The organism is Spongiactinospora sp. 9N601, assembly GCF_044326295.1.
Lineage (GTDB): Bacteria > Actinomycetota > Actinomycetes > Streptosporangiales > Streptosporangiaceae > Spongiactinospora > Spongiactinospora gelatinilytica.
Map to the genome: position 1 here is coordinate 378,633 of NZ_JBIRBB010000001.1, position 17,016 is coordinate 395,648.

The following is a 17,016-nucleotide window of genomic DNA, read 5'->3' on the forward strand; positions in this document are numbered from 1 at the left end:
CCCTGGCATTCTGCCGTAGCCACAAGTACTGGTCTAGACCATACGCGAGGAGTGTCATGAGTGTCCTGGCCGTCGACGCGGGCACCACCGGCGTCACCGCCGTGATCGTCACCGAGGACGGCCGGATCGATTCCCGTGGCTACCAGGAGTTCGCGCAGCACTTCCCGGAACCGGGGCGGGTCGAGCACGCGCCCGAGGAGATCTGGCAGGCGGTCCTGGCCGCCTGCCGTACCGCGCTGGACGGGTCGGACCTCACCCCCGCCTGCGTCGGGATCACCAACCAGCGCGAGACCGCCGTCCTCTGGAACCGCGCGGACCTGGCCGCGCCGCGCCGCGCGATCGTCTGGCAGGACCGGCGCAGCGCGGCCATCTGCGCGCGGCTGCGCGAGGCCGGGCACGAGCCGCGCGTCGCCGAGCTGACCGGCCTGCGCCTGGACCCCTACTTCACCGGGACCAAGCTCACCTGGCTGGCCGAGCACGACGCGCGGTCCTGGGCGGCGGTCACCAGCGGCGCGGCGGTGGTGGGCACCGTCGACTCCTACCTGATCGCCCGGATGACCGGCGGGGCCCGGCACGTCACCGATGCCTCCAACGCCTCCCGCACGCTGCTGTACGACCTGACGGCGGGCGGCTGGTCCGACGAGCTGTGCGAGCTGTTCGGCGTGCCCAGGGCGGCGCTGCCGGAGATCGTGCCCAACCACGGCGTGGCCGGCCGTACCGACCCCCGCGCCTTCCTCGGGCTCGACCTGCCGATCAGCGGCCTGGCGGGCGACCAGCAGGCGGCGCTGTTCGGGCAGACCTGCTTCGCCCCCGGCGATGTCAAGTGCACCTACGGCACCGGTTCGTTCGTGCTCATCAACACCGGCACCGAGCCGGTGCGCTCCCAGGACGGGCTGCTCACCACGGTGGCCTGGCAGAGCCCGTCCGGAGAGATCACCTACGCGCTGGAGGGGGCGATCTTCGTCACCGGGGCCGCCGTCCAGTGGCTGCGCGACGGGCTGGGCCTGATCGACACCGCCCGCCAGACGCAGGCGGTGGCCGGCACGGTGCCCGACTCGGGGGGCGTGGTGTTCGTCCCGGCCCTGACCGGCCTCGGCGCGCCGCACTGGGACCCTGACGCCCGCGGCACGATCTGCGGGATCACCCGCGGCACCACCAGGGCGCACCTGGTCAGGGCGACCCTGGAGGCCATCGCGTACGAGGTGCGCGACGTGGTGGAGGTGATGACCGGGGCGGCCGGGCTCGCCGTGCCGGTGCTGAAGTCCGACGGCGGCGCGAGCGGCAACGACCTGCTCATGCAGTACCAGGCGGACCAGCTCGCGACCCCGGTCGAGCGGCCGGTGGTCCAGGAGACCACCGCGCTGGGCGCGGCCTTCCTGGCCGGGCTGGGCGCGGGCGTGTGGTCCTCCCCGGACGAGCTGCGCGAGACGTGGCGGCTGGAGCGCCGCTTCGAGCCCGGCGTGCGCGATGAGGAGGCGTACCGGCGGTGGGGCAGGGCGGTGGAGCGGGCCCGCGGCTGGGCCTGAGCGTCCAGCGGAAAACCTGGCGGGGATGTGGTGTCCCGCATGGCACACTTTGTGCCCTATGCGGGAGGACTCAACGCGCTTGGTGACCGACCACACCGTGCTCTCGGTGGTGGTCGGGTCGCGCGCGTACGGGCTTTCGACCGCCGAGTCCGACACCGACCGGCGGGGCGTGTTCGTCGCCCCCACCCCGCTGTTCTGGCGGCTGGACAAGCCGCCCACCCATGTCGAGGGCCCGCTGCCGGAGCAGTTCTCCTGGGAGGTCGAGCGGTTCTGCGCGCTGGCCCTCGCGGCCAACCCCACCGTCCTGGAATGCCTGTGGTCGCCGCTGGTCGAGCGGGCCACCCCGGTGGGCGAGGAACTGCGCGCCATCCGGCGCGGCTTCCTGTCCCGGCGGGCGCTCGACTCCTTCGGACGGTACGCCGCCCACCAGTTCCGCCGCCTGGACCCGGCCGCGCCGCGCTGGAAGATGGCCATGCACCTGATCCGGCTGCTGCTTTCGGCCCGCCACCTGGCCGTCCACGGCGAGCCGCTGCTGGACATGAGCGCCCACCGCGACCGGCTGCTCGCCCTGCGCCGCGGCGAACTGAGTTGGGCCGAGGTGGACCACTGGCGCGCCCGGCTGTCCGCCGGGCTCGGCGCGGACGGCGGCCCGCTGCCCGAGTCGCCCGACCTCGCGGCCGTCGAGGCGTTCCTCACCGGTGTCAGGAGGGCCCACCTGTGACCGCCGTCCTGCCCGGCTGGCTGGCCGAGGTACCAGCGGGCCTGCCGTACCCGCCGGCGTTCGCCACGGTCAGCGGCGCCCACCTGTACGGGTTCCCCTCCCTCGACTCCGACGTGGACCTGCGCGGCGTCCACCTGCTCCCGCTCGCCGACGTCGTCGGCCTGTGGCCGGGCGAGGAGACCGTGACCCGCTCCTGGACGCGCGACGGCGTCGAGGTGGACCTGGTCACGCACGACCTCGCCAAGTTCTGCCGGCTGCTGCTGGGGCGCAACGGCTACGTGCTTGAGCAGTTGCTCTCCCCGCTGGTCGTGGCCACGTCCGGCGTGCACGACGAGCTGCGCGCCCTGGCCCCGGGATGCCTGACCCGGGGTCACGCCCGTCACTACCTGGGGTTCGCGCGCAACCAGTGGGCGCTGTTCGGCAGGTCCGGCGAGCTGAAGCCGCTGCTCTACACCTTCCGGGTGCTGCTGACCGGCTTACGGCTGATGCGCACGGGCGAGGTGGTGGCCGACGTGACGCGGCTGCACGAGGGCGCGCCGCCGTACCTGCCCGAGCTGGTGGCCGCCAAGCGGGAGGCCGAGCACGGGGCGCTGCCCGCGGGCGCGCCCGATGCGGTACGGCTGGCCGCCGACATCGCGCGGCTGACCGCCGAAATGGCCGAGGCCGAACAGCGGTCCGCGCTACCGGAGGCGGCCACCGCGGGCCCGGCCCTGCACGACCTGCTGGTCAGGGTGCGTACCGGCGCGTGAGCCGCCCGGCGCCTCAGAGGTCGGCGGGCGCGAGGATGCAGGAAGGGGTGGCGACGGTGAAGGCCGTGGCGGCCGATTGCGGAATGCCGGACTTGGTGGGGAGCATGGCGATGTCGCCGGAGTTCTGGCCGACGACGTAGAGGCGGTCGCCGACGAGCGCGAAGTGTCTCGGCCATCCGCAGCCGGAGGGCACCTCGTCGATGTGGGACAGGTCGCCGGCGTCGAGGACCGCCACGGTGTCCGGGCCTCGGTTGGCGACATAGACCAGGCGGCCGTCCGGGGAGACCTCGATGTGGGAGGGCGCGTTGGGCTCCGGCGAGCGGGACGCCGGGACGCGGGCCGCCTCCCGCCATTGCCGGTCGTACATCGACACGGTGCCGTCCAGCTCGCCCGCGAGGTACCAGCGGCCGGCGGAGTGGGCCAGGTGGCGCGGGCCGGTGCCGGGGGCCACGCGTACCGGGCCGCCGGGGTGCGGGCGGACGTTGTCGTCCACCAGGTAGCGGCGCACTTCGTCGGCGCCGAGGTCGGGCACGTAGAGCGCGCCGTCCGGCCCGAAGACGGCCTGGTGGGCGTGCGGGCCCGCCTGGCGGCCGGCGTCGGGCCCGGAGCCGTCGCCGGGGAAGGACTTGAGCGGGCCCGCCATCCGGCCGAACTCGTCCAGGCGCTGGACGCCCAGCACGCCGTCGCCGTAGTTGGCCACGGCGAGCCAGGAGCCGTGCGGGTCCACCGCCACGTGGCAGGGGCTGTCGCCGCCGCTGGGGCGCCGGCCGATCTCGGTCAGCCGGCCGTCCGGATGACGGGTGAACGCCGTCACGGTGCCCTCGCCGGTCTCGCCCACCGCGTAGAGCACGGGCAGCGTGGGGTGCGCCGCCACGAACGACGGCCCGGACGCGGCGGTCTCGGCGACCGCGGTCAGCCGGCCGTCGTGCTCCATCCGCACGGTGGTGATGCCCGGGCCCGCTCCGCCGCTGTCCGGCGTGTAACCGCCGATGTAGATCAGTCGTGTGGTCGCCACAACTGGCGAAGGTACCGGAGTTGGGCCTCCCGTTGCGCTCCGGCCCCGCCCTCATGGCCGTTCCATGGCCACACGGTGATCTCCTTGGGACCCGGCCGGTGGTTGTAGGCCGCGAACACGGTGGACGGCGGGCAGACCGTGTCCATCAGCGCCACCGAGTAGAGGGCGGGGGCCGAGCCCCTGGTGGCGAAGTTGACCCCGTCGAAGTAGCCCAGCGTGCGGAAGACCTGCTCCTCCAGGCCGCGCTGGGCGGACAGGAACCGGACGATCTCGGCGTACGGTTCGCTGCCGGTGATCTCCACCGCGCGCCGGAAATGCGTCAGGAAGGGGATGTCGACGAGGGCGGCGGCGACATTGGGCCGCAGCGCCGCGACGGCCTGGGCGATGCCGCCGCCCTGGCTCTCCCCCTGCACGGCGATGCGCGTGGCGTCCACGCGCGGGTGGGCCGCCGCCACGTCCACCGCCCTGGCCGCGTCTGCGAACACCCGGCGGTAGTAGTAGCCCTCCGGGTCCAGGACGCCCCTGGTCATCATCCCGGGGGCGGCGGCGAAGTCGCCGCCGTCCGGGTCGGCGGTCGCGCCCGGCCTGCCGGGGTTGGACCCGCCCTGGCCCCTGGTGTCCACCACCAGCACGGCGTAGCCGGCGGCGGGCCATTCGAGATGGGTGTGCGGGAAGCCCCGCCCGCCGCTGTAGCCGATGTAGGCGACCACGCAAGGGACCGGGTCCGGGACGTGGCGCGGCAGGATGAACCAGGCGTTGATGCGGTGCCCGCGCCAGCCGGCGAAGGCGGTGTCGTACACGTCCACGGAGGTCAGGGCGGCGTCGTGCGGCTTGAACTCGGCGGCCAGATCGAACGCCTCGGCCTCGGTGAGGGTCCGCTTCCAGAAGTCATCGAAGTCGGCGGGTTCATCCCTTGTGGGGAGGTAGTCGCGCAACTCGGCCAGGGGCATGTCGAACAGAGGCAATGGATCTCCCATCTCGTGTTCAGAAAATCGCTCGGGGGCCGGTCCAGGAGCATCGTGCCATGCCCGCTTCGATCGTGTTCGCGCTAGTTCCATCTGGTTCCGGCGAGTTGCCGGTGGAGGTCGATCAAGCTATTCTTTGACTCGGTCAACGAACTACTCGTCCCGGAAGGAGACAGCGATGACGGTCGATGACCGCGTGGCCGCCGTGCGCGCCTTCAACCGCTTCTACACGGGGGTCATCGGCGCCCTCCAGGCCGAGACGATGTACACGCCCTACTCGCTGACCGAGGCCCGGGTGCTGTACGAGCTGGAGCAGCACCGGCGCGAGGGCGGGCACAGCGAGGTCACCGACCTGCGCCGCGACCTGGGGCTCGACGCGGGCTACCTGAGCCGCATCCTGGCGCGGTTCGAGGGCGAGGGGCTGGCCACCAGGGAGCGCTCCGCCGCCGACGGGCGGCGGCAGGTCGTCCGGCTCACCGAGATGGGGCGGGCCACCTTCGCCGAGCTCGACAAACGCTCCGACGAGCGGGTCGAGGAGATGCTGGCCAAGCTCGGCGACGACGGCCGGGGCCGGCTCGTCACCGCCATGTCGGTGATCGAGCAGACCCTCGGCGACGAGATCCGCTCCGGCGGCGGGTATGTGATCCGCCCCCCGCGCACCGGCGACCTGGGCTGGGTGGTGTTCCGGCACGGCGTCCTCTACGCCCACGAGCAGGGCTGGGGGCAGCGCTTCGAGGGCCTGGTCGCGCGGATCGTCGCCGACTACGCCGACCACCACGACCCCGCCCGCGAGGCGGGCTGGATCGCCGAGGTGGACGGCGAACGGGCCGGCTGCGTCTTCTGCGTGCGCAAGGACGACGAGACGGCCCAGCTCCGGATGCTCCTCGTCGAGCCGTTCGCCCGCGGCCTGGGCCTCGGCGGTCGCCTCATCGACGAGTGCGTATCCTTCGCCCGCGCCGTCGGCTACCAGCAGATCATGCTATGGACCCGCCCCGTCCTCACCGACGCCCGCCGCCTCTACCAACGCGCCGGCTTCCAACTGACCCACGAGGAGCCCGGCGACGAGGAAGGCACCCCCGTCATCGAACAAACCTGGTCCATACCCCTCACCTAACCCCGACTCTCCGTACTCCGGCCGCGCCCCCGGACGCGAACGGCCAGGCGCGGCCGGCCTCCTCCACCTGGCCGTCCCCGCTCCCTGCAAAACCCCGAGACAAGGCCGCCGCGCCCAGATGCGCCCGGCTCGCGGAGGGCGACACCAGGTGCGGTGGCGGTCCGGACGCCATCCGGGTACCGAACCGCCCATGCCGCCGACGTTCCCATCAGGCACTTCGCCGTATCCCACCCTGGAGAAGAGAAACCCCTCGTACCCATGCGTGCCCGCCACCCACGGGAACCGTGGTGTGGGCTTCATGCGACTGCGGGCCCTGGACCCGATCCGGGACTCCACCCCGCAAGATCCATCGCTGCCTGGACACCGCCTTGGACCGCACATCGCGGCGCGCATCTCCCGCCCACAAGATTGCCGTGGACAGGCCGTGGAGGACGATGCCAGGTGCGGTGAAGTACCGGTTGGCACGCGGGCACCAGGCACTCCAGGCCCCCGGTACTCGCGCCACCAAGAGCGCCACGAATGTGAAGTGCGGCGAAGTACCGGATGACATACGTAGCACCGGATCTCCCACGCCCCCGGCCCTCGCATCAGGCACTTCGCCGCACTCGCGCCAGGCGCAGGGTGTCCTGGCGGGGGTGCTCGGTGTTGCGGACCGCCGTTCCTGGGTAAGCCCGGTACGGGGTCGGCGAGATCGAGATTCGGGCTCTGGGCGGGGCGGATACGAGGGTATGGGCGGTTTGTGCTGGGGGCGGGTGGGAGCTTCGTGTGACGTTAGGCCGCCAGGAGTCCGGATATTCCCGGCCGTTAACGGCCCGCCGATCCAATCGACCCTGACCGATGGCCCGCGGGTAGCGTGGTCGTGAATACGTCGCGCCCCGGACATGTGGAGGCAGGTCCCGATGCTGCGCCGTACGTACGCCCGGACGGGCCCGTGTACTGCCCGGGCGCTGAACGGATCGCTGTGGCGCGTGGCCGCGGCGGGCGGGAGCGCGCCCGGCGCGGAGGGCCCGTACGGCCCGTTGCTGCCGCCCGACCACGACGGCATTGCCCTGCCGGCCGGGTTCAGCGGCCGGGTCATCGCCCGCACCGGGCATACCGTGGGCGGCCTGCGCTGGCACGCCGCGCCCGACGCCGGTGCGTGCGTCCCTGACGGCGAGGGCTGGATCTACGTCTCCAACTCGGCGGTCCCGCTGCTCGGCGGCGCGTCCGCGATCAAGTTCCGCCCGGACGGCTCGGTACGCGACGCCTACCGCATCCTGTCCGGCGCCACCCTCAACCGCGCCGGCTGCGCGACCCCGTGGCGTACCTGGCTGTCGGGCGAGAGCACCGTCCTCGGGCGCATCTTCGAGTGCGACCCGTACGGCGTTCGCGCGGCCATGCCCCGCCTGGCCATGGGCCGGTTCAAGCACCAGGCCCTCGCCTGCGACGCCGATCGGAGGGTCGTCTACCTGACAGAGGACGAGGACGACGGCTGCCTCTACCGCTTCAGGCCGATGGACTGGGGCGAGCTGATCGAGGGCGAGCTTGAGGTGCTGTGCCACGCGCCCGGCCCCGCCCCGGGGCGGGTCGCCTGGCGGCCGGTGCCCAGCCCGGCCTCGCTGTTCACCCCGGCGCGGCACCAGGTGCCGGAGGCGGTGCACTTCGCCAGGACCGGCGGCTGCCACTACGCGGACGGCGTGCTCGCCCTCACCACCACCGGCGACGGCAAGGTGTGGGCGTACGACGCGGCGGCCGAACGCCTGGACGTCATTTACGGCGGCGGACGCCTGCTCGCCGACCCACCGCACCGCGGCCACGACCTCTACACCGCGGAAGACGGCGGCGCGCTGGAGATCAGTGTGGTCACGCCCGACGCGGCGGGCCCGGGTCCGCTGCTCCGGCTGACCGGCCAGGACCGCTCGAAGATCACCGGCCTGGCCTTCTCACCGGACGGCCGCCGCCTGTACTTCTCCACCCGCCCCACCCTCGCCCGCCGCCCCAGCCGTTCCCTGACCGCCATCGGCGGCACCACATACGAAATCACCGGCCCCTTCCGCCCCTGACCCCCCTCCACCAGGCCAGGGACGACACCAGGCCACCGAACCCTTTCGCGACCTGGGCTGCCCGCCACACGGCCCCACCTGCACCCCAGCACTCTGGGCAGTCCCTGACCGCCATCGGCGGCACCACATACAAGATCACCGGCCCCTTCCGCCCCTGACCCCCCTCCACCAGGCCACCGAACCCCTTCGCGACCTGCGCTTCCCGCCACACGGCCCCACCTGCACCCCAGCACTCTGAGCAGTCCCTGACCGCCATCGGAGCCACCACATACAAAATCACCGACCCCTTCCGCCCCTGCCCCCTCCACCAGGCCAGGGACGACACCAGGCCACCGAACCCCTTCGCGACCTGCGCTTCCCGCCGCACGGCCCCACCTGCACCCCAGCACTCTGAGCAGTCCCTGACCGCCATCGGAGCCACCACATACAAGATCACCGACCCCTTCCGCCCCTGCCCCCTCCACCAGGCCAGGGACGACACCAGGCCACCGAACCCCTTCGCGACCTGCGCTTCCCGCCGGACGACCCCACCTGCACTCCGGGGCGGTTCCCTGACCACCATCGGCGGCACCATCGGCCCGGGCCGCCACAGGTCACCGGGCCCCTTGGCGGCTTGGCCTTCCCGCGGGACAGCCGCCGCCTGTACTTCTCACCCGCCGCTCCGGCCGGTCCCCGACACCGTCCCATTCAAGTTTCTTGGCGGCGGGCAGAGTCAGGCCCATCCACTGCGATCTTGGCCACCAAGTAGACGGCGGGCCCGGCGACGTCGCCCCCTCCGAAGATCGGAGGGGGTCCGTCGGGCCGGGCCCGGGTGGTCGGGTCGTCCCGGACTGCGCCGGGGTGATCGGGCAGGCGGTGTTAACGCTGGGCCTGCATCATCCAGTGTTGCTTCTCCAGGTCCTGGGTCGCCTTGATCAGGAGATCCTGGGTCACCGGATCGGCCTCTTCAGTCGCCTTCACCCGCTCGCGCATCCGTTCGACCATGCCCTCCAGCGCGTCGGTGATCAGGGCGACCACCTTGCCGTCGTTGATCCATCCCACGTCGGGCTGCGGCAGCTCCGTGGCGCGGGCCACGGTCGCGGAGCGCCCGTCAGGGTTCATCCCGAGGGCGACGGCGCGCTCGGCCATCACGTCGGTGTGTTCGCGGGCGAGCGAGACGATCTCGTCCAGTTGAAGGTGCAGCGGCCGGAAGTGGTGGCCGACGATGTTCCAGTGTGCCTGCTTGGCCACGAGTGAAAGGTCGATCAGATCGATGAGCGCCCCCTGCAGGGCCTCGCCCACGACCTTCCTCTCATCCGGCGGCAGCGCGCCCGTGATGGCGGCCATGTCGCATCCCCTCCCCGAAATCGACATCAAGGTCAGTTTCATCCCGCTACCCAGCCGTTCGCGGCATATGCCCAACACTTGACACTGTCATAATTACAGTGTCACCATCACGGTATGAGCGAAACCTGGACCCTCAGCGAGCTGGCCGAGCGCGCGGCCGACACGCTGCGCGCCAGGTCCGGCAACGCCGCCGCCGCGCAGACAGCCGCCGGCGGCGCGGGCAGGGCGGCCCAGGCGGCGAACGGCCGGGTCCGCGAGGTGCCCGGGGCGCGCCTGATCCGGTGGTACACGACGATCGGCCTGGTCGATCCGCCGCTCACCCGCCGCGGCCGGATCGCCCTGTACGGGCGGCGCCACCTGCTCCAGCTCGTCGCGATCAAACGCCTGCAGGCGGACGGCCTGTCGATCGCCGAGATCCAGACCCGGCTGGCGGGGGCCACCGACGCGCACCTCGCCACCGTCGCCCAGGTCCCCCGGCCGCAGGCGGATGAACCGGAGGGACCATCTCCCCGGCCCGCGCCGCCGGAGCCGGCCAAAGCCCGCTCGCGCTTTTGGGCCGCGCCGCCGTTCCCGGCTCCGGCCCCGAGTCCGACTCCGCCGGAGCTCGACGGGCAGGCGGCGGGCATGGTCCACGGCGTACGGCTGGCGTACGGCGTGACCGTGCTGCTCGACGGCGCGGGCCGGACACCCGCGCCCAGCGACCTCGCGGCCATCACCGCCGCCGCCGCGCCACTACTCGCCGTACTCGCCGAGCGGGGCCTGATCGCCACCGGACCACCCACAGCTCACCCCGACACGCAAAGCAACGCGATAGACCCGGTGGACCCGACCGACATCGGACCACCGGCCACGCACCCCGGCGCACAAAGCAGCCCGATGGATGCCGGACCAACCGCCGCGCAGAGCGGCACACGGAGCAACGTGATAGACGCGGCGGGGCCGATCGGCGGCGGGCGGGGCTCTGCGCGAAGCGGTGCAGAGGATGCGACAGATCTAGCGGGCCCGACTCACGTCAGCCACCCGGAAGGGAGCACCGCATGATTGTTCCGATCACCTCGCTGCGGCCGGAGGAGTGCGTCCCTGATCCCGACGCGGGTCTCGGTACGCTGCGCACCGAGCGGGGCAACCTGCCGCTGGAGAGCCTGGACGTCACCGCCGACGTGACCGGCCTGATCGCCGCCGTCGAGGTGACCCAGGGCTTCCACAACCCGTTCGACCTCCCGCTGGAGGCGACCTACATCTTCCCGCTGCCGCCCAGGGCGGCGGTCACCGCGTTCCGGATGGAGGCCGACGACCGGGTGGTCGAGGGCCTGCTCAAGGAGCGCGGCCAGGCGCGGGCCGACTACGACCGGGCCATCGCCGAGGGCAGGCGTGCCGCGATCGCCGAAGAGGACCGGCCCGACGTCTTCAGCATCAGGGTCGGCAACATCGTGCCCGGCGAGAAGGTCCGGGTACGCCTCACGCTGAGCCAGCCGCTGCCGTACGAGGACGGCGCCGCGACCTTCCGCTTCCCGCTGGTGGTGGCCCCGCGGTACATCCCGGGCGCGCCGCTGGACGACGCCCCGGCAGGGCCGGGCGTGGAGCCCGACACCGACGCCGCGCCGGACGCCTCGCGCATCTCGCCGCCGGTGCTGCTGCCCGGGTTCCCCAACCCCGTACGCCTGTCGCTGGCCGTCAACGTCGACCCGGCCGGGCTGGACCTGCGCGAGATGCGATCCAGCCTGCACGTGGTCTCCATCGACGGCACCAACGTCAGCCTGCGGCCCGGCGAACGCCTGGACCGCGACTTCATCCTGCGCCTTGCCTTCGAGACCTCCACGGCGCTCGCCATGGTCGCCGACGACGAGGACGCCGCGAGCGGCGAGGGCACGTTCGCGCTGACCGTGATGCCGCCGGCCGGCGAGGCCGTGCGGACGCCGCGTGACGTGGTGCTCGTACTCGACCGTTCGGGCAGCATGGGCGGCTGGAAGATGGTCGCCGCCCGGCGGGCCGCGGCGCGGATCGTGGACACCCTGACCTCGGACGACCGCTTCGCGGTGCTGTCCTTCGACACCGTCGTGGAGCATCCGGAGCACCTGCCCGAGGGGCTGGTGGCGGCCACCGACCGCAACCGCTACCGGGCCGTGGAGCATCTGGCCAGGCTGGAGGCACGGGGCGGCACCGAGATGCTGTCACCGATCGAACGGGCCCTCGGCCTGCTGGCCGACGGCGAGCGCGATCGGGTCCTGGTGCTGGTCACCGATGGCCAGGTCGGCAACGAGGACCAGATCCTGGAGCGTACCGGCGCCCGGCTGGCGCAGGTGCGCGTGCACACCGTGGGCATCGACCGCGCGGTGAACGCCGGGTTCCTGGGCCGGCTGGCCGGGCTCGGCGCGGGCCGCTGCGAGCTGGTGGAGTCGGAGGACCGGCTGGACGAGGCGATGGAGCACATCCACCGGCGGATCGGCGCGCCACTGGTGACCGACCTGTCGCTGAAGGCCGACGGGTTCGAGCTGCTCCCCGACACGGTGACCCGGCCGGGGTCGCTGTTCTCCGGGGTGCCGCTTTCGGTCTTCGGCCGCTACCGGGCCGCGAGCGGCGCGGCGGCCACGCTGACCGTGCGCGGGCTGGCGGCGGGCGGGCGGCCGTGGGAGCGCGAGGTGACCGGCGCGGCCTCCGGCAACCCGGCGGTGCGGGCCGTGTGGGCGCGGGCGCGGCTGCGCGCGCTGGAGGACCGCTACGCGATGGGCGACCGCGCGCTGGAGGAGACGATCGTCGCGACGTCTCTGAAGTACGGCGTGCTGTGCAGGTTTACGGCGTTCGTCGCGATCGACACGCGGGTGGTGGCCGAGGGCGGGCCGCAGCACCGCGTCGTGCAGCCGGTGGAACCGCCGAGCGGATGGGACGCGCCCGCCGCGGGCGGTGGGGGGCAGATCGGGTTCGGGGCGCAGGCCATGGCGGCGTCGTTCGCCCCGCAGGCCCCTGGGGCGTTCGCCGCGCCCGAGGGGTTCGCCGGCGCGCCGGCCCAGGGCCGGGCCTTCCCCGCGCCGGCGAAGCCCGGCCCGAGGCCACAGCGCGGCTTCACCGCCCCGGTGCGGCCGGTGCCGCACGCGTTCGAGTCGGTACGGCCGCAGTTGGTCTCCGAACTGGAACGGCTGCGCGCCGCCGAGTCGCTGCCCGACCCCGCGCTGGCCGGGTACCTGGCCGACCTCGGCAGCCGCCTGGCGGTCCTGGCCGGGCACCTCGGCGGCCACCAGGAGCTGGCCGATCTGGCCAGGGACCTCGTGGCGGCCGAAGTCCCGGGCGCGGACCCGCGTGGTCTGTGGCGGCGCGCGTTCACCCTGCTGACCCGCCTCACCGGCGGCGACACACCGGCCCCGGGCACGCTCGGCACTCACCGCCGCCCCAACGACGGCGGCGCGCGCTCCTCCCGCGCCTTCTGGAAACGCCCCTGACCTGTCGGGGCAGAGATCGCGTCCCTCACTCCCGGGGTCGCCGGGAGTGAGGGACGGCCTCCCTCATGGTTCCCGCTTGCCGTACCCGTTCCGGCCGGACGGGTTCAGCGGCGGGCGTAGGCGCGGATCACCTCTTGGGAGAGGCTGTTCCCGCGCTGGTCGGTGGCTTTCAGGCGGAGGGAGACGAACTCGCCCCCGGGACGGCCGAGCCTGGCCTCGTAGGCGTTGCCGCCCGTGGCGCGCAGGCGGTCAACGGGCCGCCAGGTGGTGCCGTCGTCGTAGGAGACCTCCAGGGACACGTCCTTGATCCGGGCGGGGTCCGAGCCGCGCTGGTGGTACAGCCGCAGCCCGAACTTGTCGCCCCCGGCCCGGTTCTGGATGTCCACGGGCACGTCGTACTCGGCCAGCAGCAACGGCACCACCGTGGTCGCGTCACCCTCCGGGCGCTGTGAGCCGAACGTCCATTCCGCCCGGGTCCTGGTGGACAACTGGGCGTACGGTCCGGGCGTGCGGATCTCGTACTCGATCCGGTAGTCCTCCCGCTGCGCCGGCAGGGCGATGGTGCCCGCCGGAGTGGCTTCGGTCTCGGCGATCAGCGTCTCGCCTCGGTACAGGCGGAAGTCGCTCGTCGTCGCGCCCGGGAAGTGGCCCGTGCTCGTGGTCCCGGTGTTGCCGTGGGCGTCCACGTACGCCTGCATGTCCACGTGAAGCAGGTCGCCCGTCCTGCGCAACTGGTCGTACTGCCGCACGCCCGGCGCCATCGGCTGCCGGAACCAGTCCAGTTCGCTCCGCTCCCCCGCCGAAAGCGGCCGGTTGGTGAACTCCGACAGGGCGATCCGCGGCACGTCCTTCGGCTGCCAGATGGCGTTGTAGTTGCGCTCCGGCGCGACCGCCATCGCCTCCCAGGTCACCTTGGGGTCGGCGGTGACGTAGTCCACCCGGGTGCGCGGCGCGTACTGCGCGTGCCAGGAGTCGTAGGAACCGTCCTCCCAGGGCTGCCAGCCGAACCTGGTCTCCGACAGGACCACCTTGTCGGTGAGCCGGCTCCGGTACGTGGTCTTCACCGTGGCCATCGACCTCGGCCGCACGGTGTACTCCAGCCTGGCCGGGATGCGCCCCTCCTCGCGCTCGTAGACCTCGTAGGCGTAGGGGCTGGCCACCACACCGGTGGCGAGGACGAGGACGGGGATCTTGCGCATCCGCTCCAGTAGCCGCAGGCCCTCCTCGTGGGTCAGCCGCAGGGTCGGGACGGACAGTTTCGTCCCGGTGCCGGGGAACACCGGGTCCACGCCGGGCGTGTCGCTGTAGATCGCCACCAGCCTGGCGCCCGCCGCCGCGGCGGCGTTGGACTGCGCGGCGACCGTGGCCGACGGGTCCCGCCGGACCAGCGCGAGCCTGCCCCGCAGGTTCTTGCCCGCGAGGTCCTTGGCGGTGGCGCGCCCGGCGTCGGCGGCCAGGAGCAGCGCGTTGCCGTCCAGGCGCGGGAACTGGGTGGTGTCGTCGCTGAACCAGACGGCGTCGTAGTAACGCGGGTCGAGGTCGATGCCGGGCGTCCGCAGGGTGATCTCCGGCGCGGTCAGCCGCCACCTGCTGGCGAACCCGAACTCGCCCTTGGTCACCCGCCGGGTCGGCGTCGCGAAGAGCCGCTCCTCCTGGCTGCCCGCGGGCAGGTAGGAGTCCACGTTGTCCGGGCCCTTCTCGGGGGCCCGGTGCCAGGTCAGCTTGGTGGCTCCGCTCGGCCCGGCCTGGGCGTCCCGGTGCGGGGTGTCGATCTTGATCTCGGTGCCCTTGCGGGCGTCGAGGACCACTTCGGTGTCGCCGGTGACCTTCACCTCGGGGTCGCCGGCGAAAGTGGCGTTCAGGATGTTGCCGCGCAGGCCGTCGTCGAAGGGGTCCAGGCTGGGGTGGACGGTGGTGACCCGCCCCAGCACGGAGTAGGTGCCGGGCAGGACCCGTACGCACGAGCCGGGGACGCTCCCGCCGTCGCACCACTGGACCGGGTCGCCGGGCAGCGCGCGGCCGTGCAGCCCGCCGTCGGCCACGTTGACGATGTTGACCACGGACCTGGTCACCCGGCCGTCCCTGGCGATCGGCACGACCTTCAGCTCGGCCCGCTCGGGCTCGGCGTTGGCGGTCAGCAGCGTGCGCAGCGCGGGACCGCCGGCGGTCCTGGCGACCAGTTCGGCGCGCTGCCACCCGGCCTCGGCCCTGGCCGGGTCGAGGGTGACGGTCACCTGGCCGGTGCCGCCGGCGGGCAGGTCGAGCCGGGCCGGAGCGACGGTGAACGCGCCGCCCGCGGTGAGGTCGAGCGTGACCGGCGCGGTCGAGGGGTTTCGGTAGGTCACCGTACGGGCGACCGGCTCGCCCTTCGGGATCACCACGAGCCCGAAGTCCACCGATCCCGGCGACGCCTGGACCGGCTGGGCGAGCGCGGCGGCGACGTCGATCCGGCCGGTGCCCTGCTTGTCGGCGGGGATACCGGTGCCCGGCTTGGCGGTGCCCATCAGCAGCGACTTCAGCTCGGCGGCGGTGATCCCGGGCCGGGCCTGGCGCAACAGCGCGGCGGCGCCGGCGACGTGCGGGGTGGCCATCGAGGTGCCGGAGATCCTGGTGTAGGAGTCGTCCACCGGCTCGCCGAGCGCGGTGCCTTTCGCCCTGGCCGCGACGATGCCCACGCCGGGCGCGGTGACATCGGGCTTGACCGCGCGCTGCATGCCGACCGGCCCGAAACTGGAGAAGTCGGCGAGCCGGTCCTGGCCGTCCACGGCGCCGACGGTCAGGGCCTCCGGGGCGTCGCCGGGGCTGCCGACGCACGCCTGACAGCCGGAGTTGCCGGCCGCCACCACGAACAGCGTGCCGTACCTGCGGCTGAGGTCGCCCACCGCCTCGGTGAGCGGCCCGCCGGGCTCCGCGGTGCCAAGGCTCAGGTTGACGATGTCGGCGTGCTGCTCGGCCGCCGCCCACTCCATGCCCGCGATGATCCAGGAGGCGAAGCCCATTCCTCCGCCGTCGAGCACCCGGCCGCTGATCAGCTTCGCGCCGGGGGCGACGCCCTTGCGCGCGCCGGCCGAGCCCTGGCCGCTGCCGCCGAGGATGGCGGCGACGTGCGTGCCGTGCCCGTGCTGGTCGCCCTCGCCCGTCTCGGTGAAATCCTTTTCGGCGGCGATCCGCCCGGCGAGGTCGGGGTGCCCGGCGTCCACGCCGCTGTCCAGGACCGCCACGGTGGTGCCCGCGCCGTCGAATCCGGCCGCCCAGGCGGCGGGCGCGCCGATCTGCGGCACGCTGTGGTCCAGTACCGAGCCGACCTTGCGGTCCAGCCAGATCTTCCGCACACCGTCCAGCGGGGTCGCGGCCTTGGTACGGCCGGAGGCGGCCAGCCTGGCCAGCGCGCCGCCGAAGCCGGCCGCCTTGGCCTTGTCCAGGGTCGCCCCCGCCCCGCCGATGCTGGACAGGGCGCGCACCCGGTCGAGCTGCGGGACCGCCGCCTTGGCGGCGGTCCCGGCGTTCTCGGCGTAGGTGAGGATGAGCGGGATGGAGCCGGACCCGGCGTCGGTGTGCCCCTCTTCGGCCAGCGTGGTGACGTTGAACAGCTCGGGATCCAGGCGATCCGGGATCAAACCGAGCATGTCGTTGGGGTAGACGTACGTGTCGCCGTCGCGTTGCTGGACGCGGAATCCGGACGGCAGGGCGTTCCCGCGCCTGGCGGGCGTGACCGTGGCGGCACTCCGGCCGCCGGCCGACTCGGTGACGTGCACGCGGTCACCGGTGATCAGGGTGACGTCGTAGGAGCGCTGCCCTGCGGTGAGCCCCTGGGCGGAGGGAGCGCTGAGCGCCGCCGCATCCGTCCCGGTGAGCATCGTGGCGGCCACCGCGGTGGCCAGCGAGACGGTGGTGACGGACACGGTCAGGGCGGCACGACGCCAGCGCGGCGATCCCGGCCGGAGGCCCATTGGCAACCTCCACAAAGGGGGAAAAGATCGTCCTAATTCCTAATCGCCTGGACATCCGGCTGTCCACGTCCGGACATGGCGAAGACCTGACATGTCGTAAACCCGACTCCCTTGGAGGCGTGTCAGCCACCGGCACGTACGGATGAGGGCACCGAGCGTGGCGGAACGGCGTCC

Annotated in this window: 11 protein-coding genes; 7 read left to right on the forward strand and 4 right to left on the reverse strand. The window is 73.1% G+C overall.

All coding sequences use genetic code 11. The annotated features are described in order from the left end of the window. The first annotated feature begins 56 nt into the window (after positions 1-56). The 3 genes from glpK (at position 57) to ACH34R_RS01635 (ending at position 2,996) form a co-directional block, all read left to right on the forward strand. Positions 57-1,526, forward strand: coding sequence for a glycerol kinase GlpK (gene glpK / locus ACH34R_RS01625; RefSeq protein ID WP_397559482.1), 1,470 nt, complete (start codon positions 57-59; stop codon positions 1,524-1,526). A gap of 82 nt (positions 1,527-1,608) precedes the next feature. Then, positions 1,609-2,247 carry a DNA polymerase beta superfamily protein gene (locus ACH34R_RS01630; protein WP_397559483.1) on the forward strand — a complete coding sequence of 213 codons (639 nt, stop codon included), beginning with the start codon at positions 1,609-1,611 and terminating at the stop codon, positions 2,245-2,247. Beyond that, positions 2,244-2,996 carry a DNA polymerase beta superfamily protein gene (locus ACH34R_RS01635; RefSeq protein WP_397559484.1) on the forward strand — a complete coding sequence of 251 codons (753 nt, stop codon included), beginning with the start codon at positions 2,244-2,246 and terminating at the stop codon, positions 2,994-2,996. Before ACH34R_RS01630 ends, ACH34R_RS01635 begins: the two co-directional genes overlap by 4 nt. A gap of 13 nt (positions 2,997-3,009) precedes the next feature. Here the strand turns inward: ACH34R_RS01635 and ACH34R_RS01640 are convergent, their stop codons facing one another. Continuing rightward, positions 3,010-4,011: a lactonase family protein gene (locus tag ACH34R_RS01640; protein WP_397559485.1), complete on the reverse strand. Its 1,002-nt coding sequence runs from the start codon at positions 4,009-4,011 to the stop codon at positions 3,010-3,012. Further along, positions 3,993-4,976, reverse strand: a complete 984-nt coding sequence (locus ACH34R_RS01645; RefSeq protein WP_397559486.1) for an acetylxylan esterase — start codon at positions 4,974-4,976, stop codon at positions 3,993-3,995. Before ACH34R_RS01645 ends, ACH34R_RS01640 begins: the two co-directional genes overlap by 19 nt. A gap of 178 nt (positions 4,977-5,154) precedes the next feature. Between ACH34R_RS01645 and ACH34R_RS01650 the strand changes: the two genes are divergently transcribed. Continuing rightward, positions 5,155-6,090 carry a GNAT family N-acetyltransferase gene (locus ACH34R_RS01650; RefSeq protein ID WP_397559487.1) on the forward strand — a complete coding sequence of 312 codons (936 nt, stop codon included), beginning with the start codon at positions 5,155-5,157 and terminating at the stop codon, positions 6,088-6,090. Positions 6,091-6,989: 899 nt separating this feature from the next. After that, complete coding sequence (locus tag ACH34R_RS01655) at positions 6,990-8,132, forward strand: alkaline phosphatase PhoX (RefSeq protein WP_397559488.1); 1,143 nt, start codon at positions 6,990-6,992, stop codon at positions 8,130-8,132. Between the two features lie 858 nt (positions 8,133-8,990). Here ACH34R_RS01655 and ACH34R_RS01660 read toward each other — a convergent pair. Then, positions 8,991-9,458 carry a Dps family protein gene (locus tag ACH34R_RS01660; RefSeq protein ID WP_397559489.1) on the reverse strand — a complete coding sequence of 156 codons (468 nt, stop codon included), beginning with the start codon at positions 9,456-9,458 and terminating at the stop codon, positions 8,991-8,993. A gap of 114 nt (positions 9,459-9,572) precedes the next feature. Here ACH34R_RS01660 and ACH34R_RS01665 point away from each other — a divergent pair, with 114 nt between their 5' ends. Beyond that, the gene (locus ACH34R_RS01665) at positions 9,573-10,499 is read left to right on the forward strand and encodes a helix-turn-helix domain-containing protein (protein ID WP_397559490.1); all 927 of its coding nucleotides are present in this window, start codon (positions 9,573-9,575) and stop codon (positions 10,497-10,499) included. Beyond that, entirely contained in the window at positions 10,496-12,892 is a 2,397-nt protein-coding gene (locus ACH34R_RS01670) for a VIT domain-containing protein (protein WP_397559491.1), read from the forward strand. The genes ACH34R_RS01665 and ACH34R_RS01670 overlap by 4 nt, the downstream gene beginning before the upstream one ends. A 104-nt stretch (positions 12,893-12,996) precedes the next feature. Here the strand turns inward: ACH34R_RS01670 and ACH34R_RS01675 are convergent, their stop codons facing one another. Then, positions 12,997-16,842 carry a S8 family peptidase gene (locus ACH34R_RS01675; protein WP_397559492.1) on the reverse strand — a complete coding sequence of 1,282 codons (3,846 nt, stop codon included), beginning with the start codon at positions 16,840-16,842 and terminating at the stop codon, positions 12,997-12,999. Between the last annotated feature and the right edge of the window lie 174 nt (positions 16,843-17,016).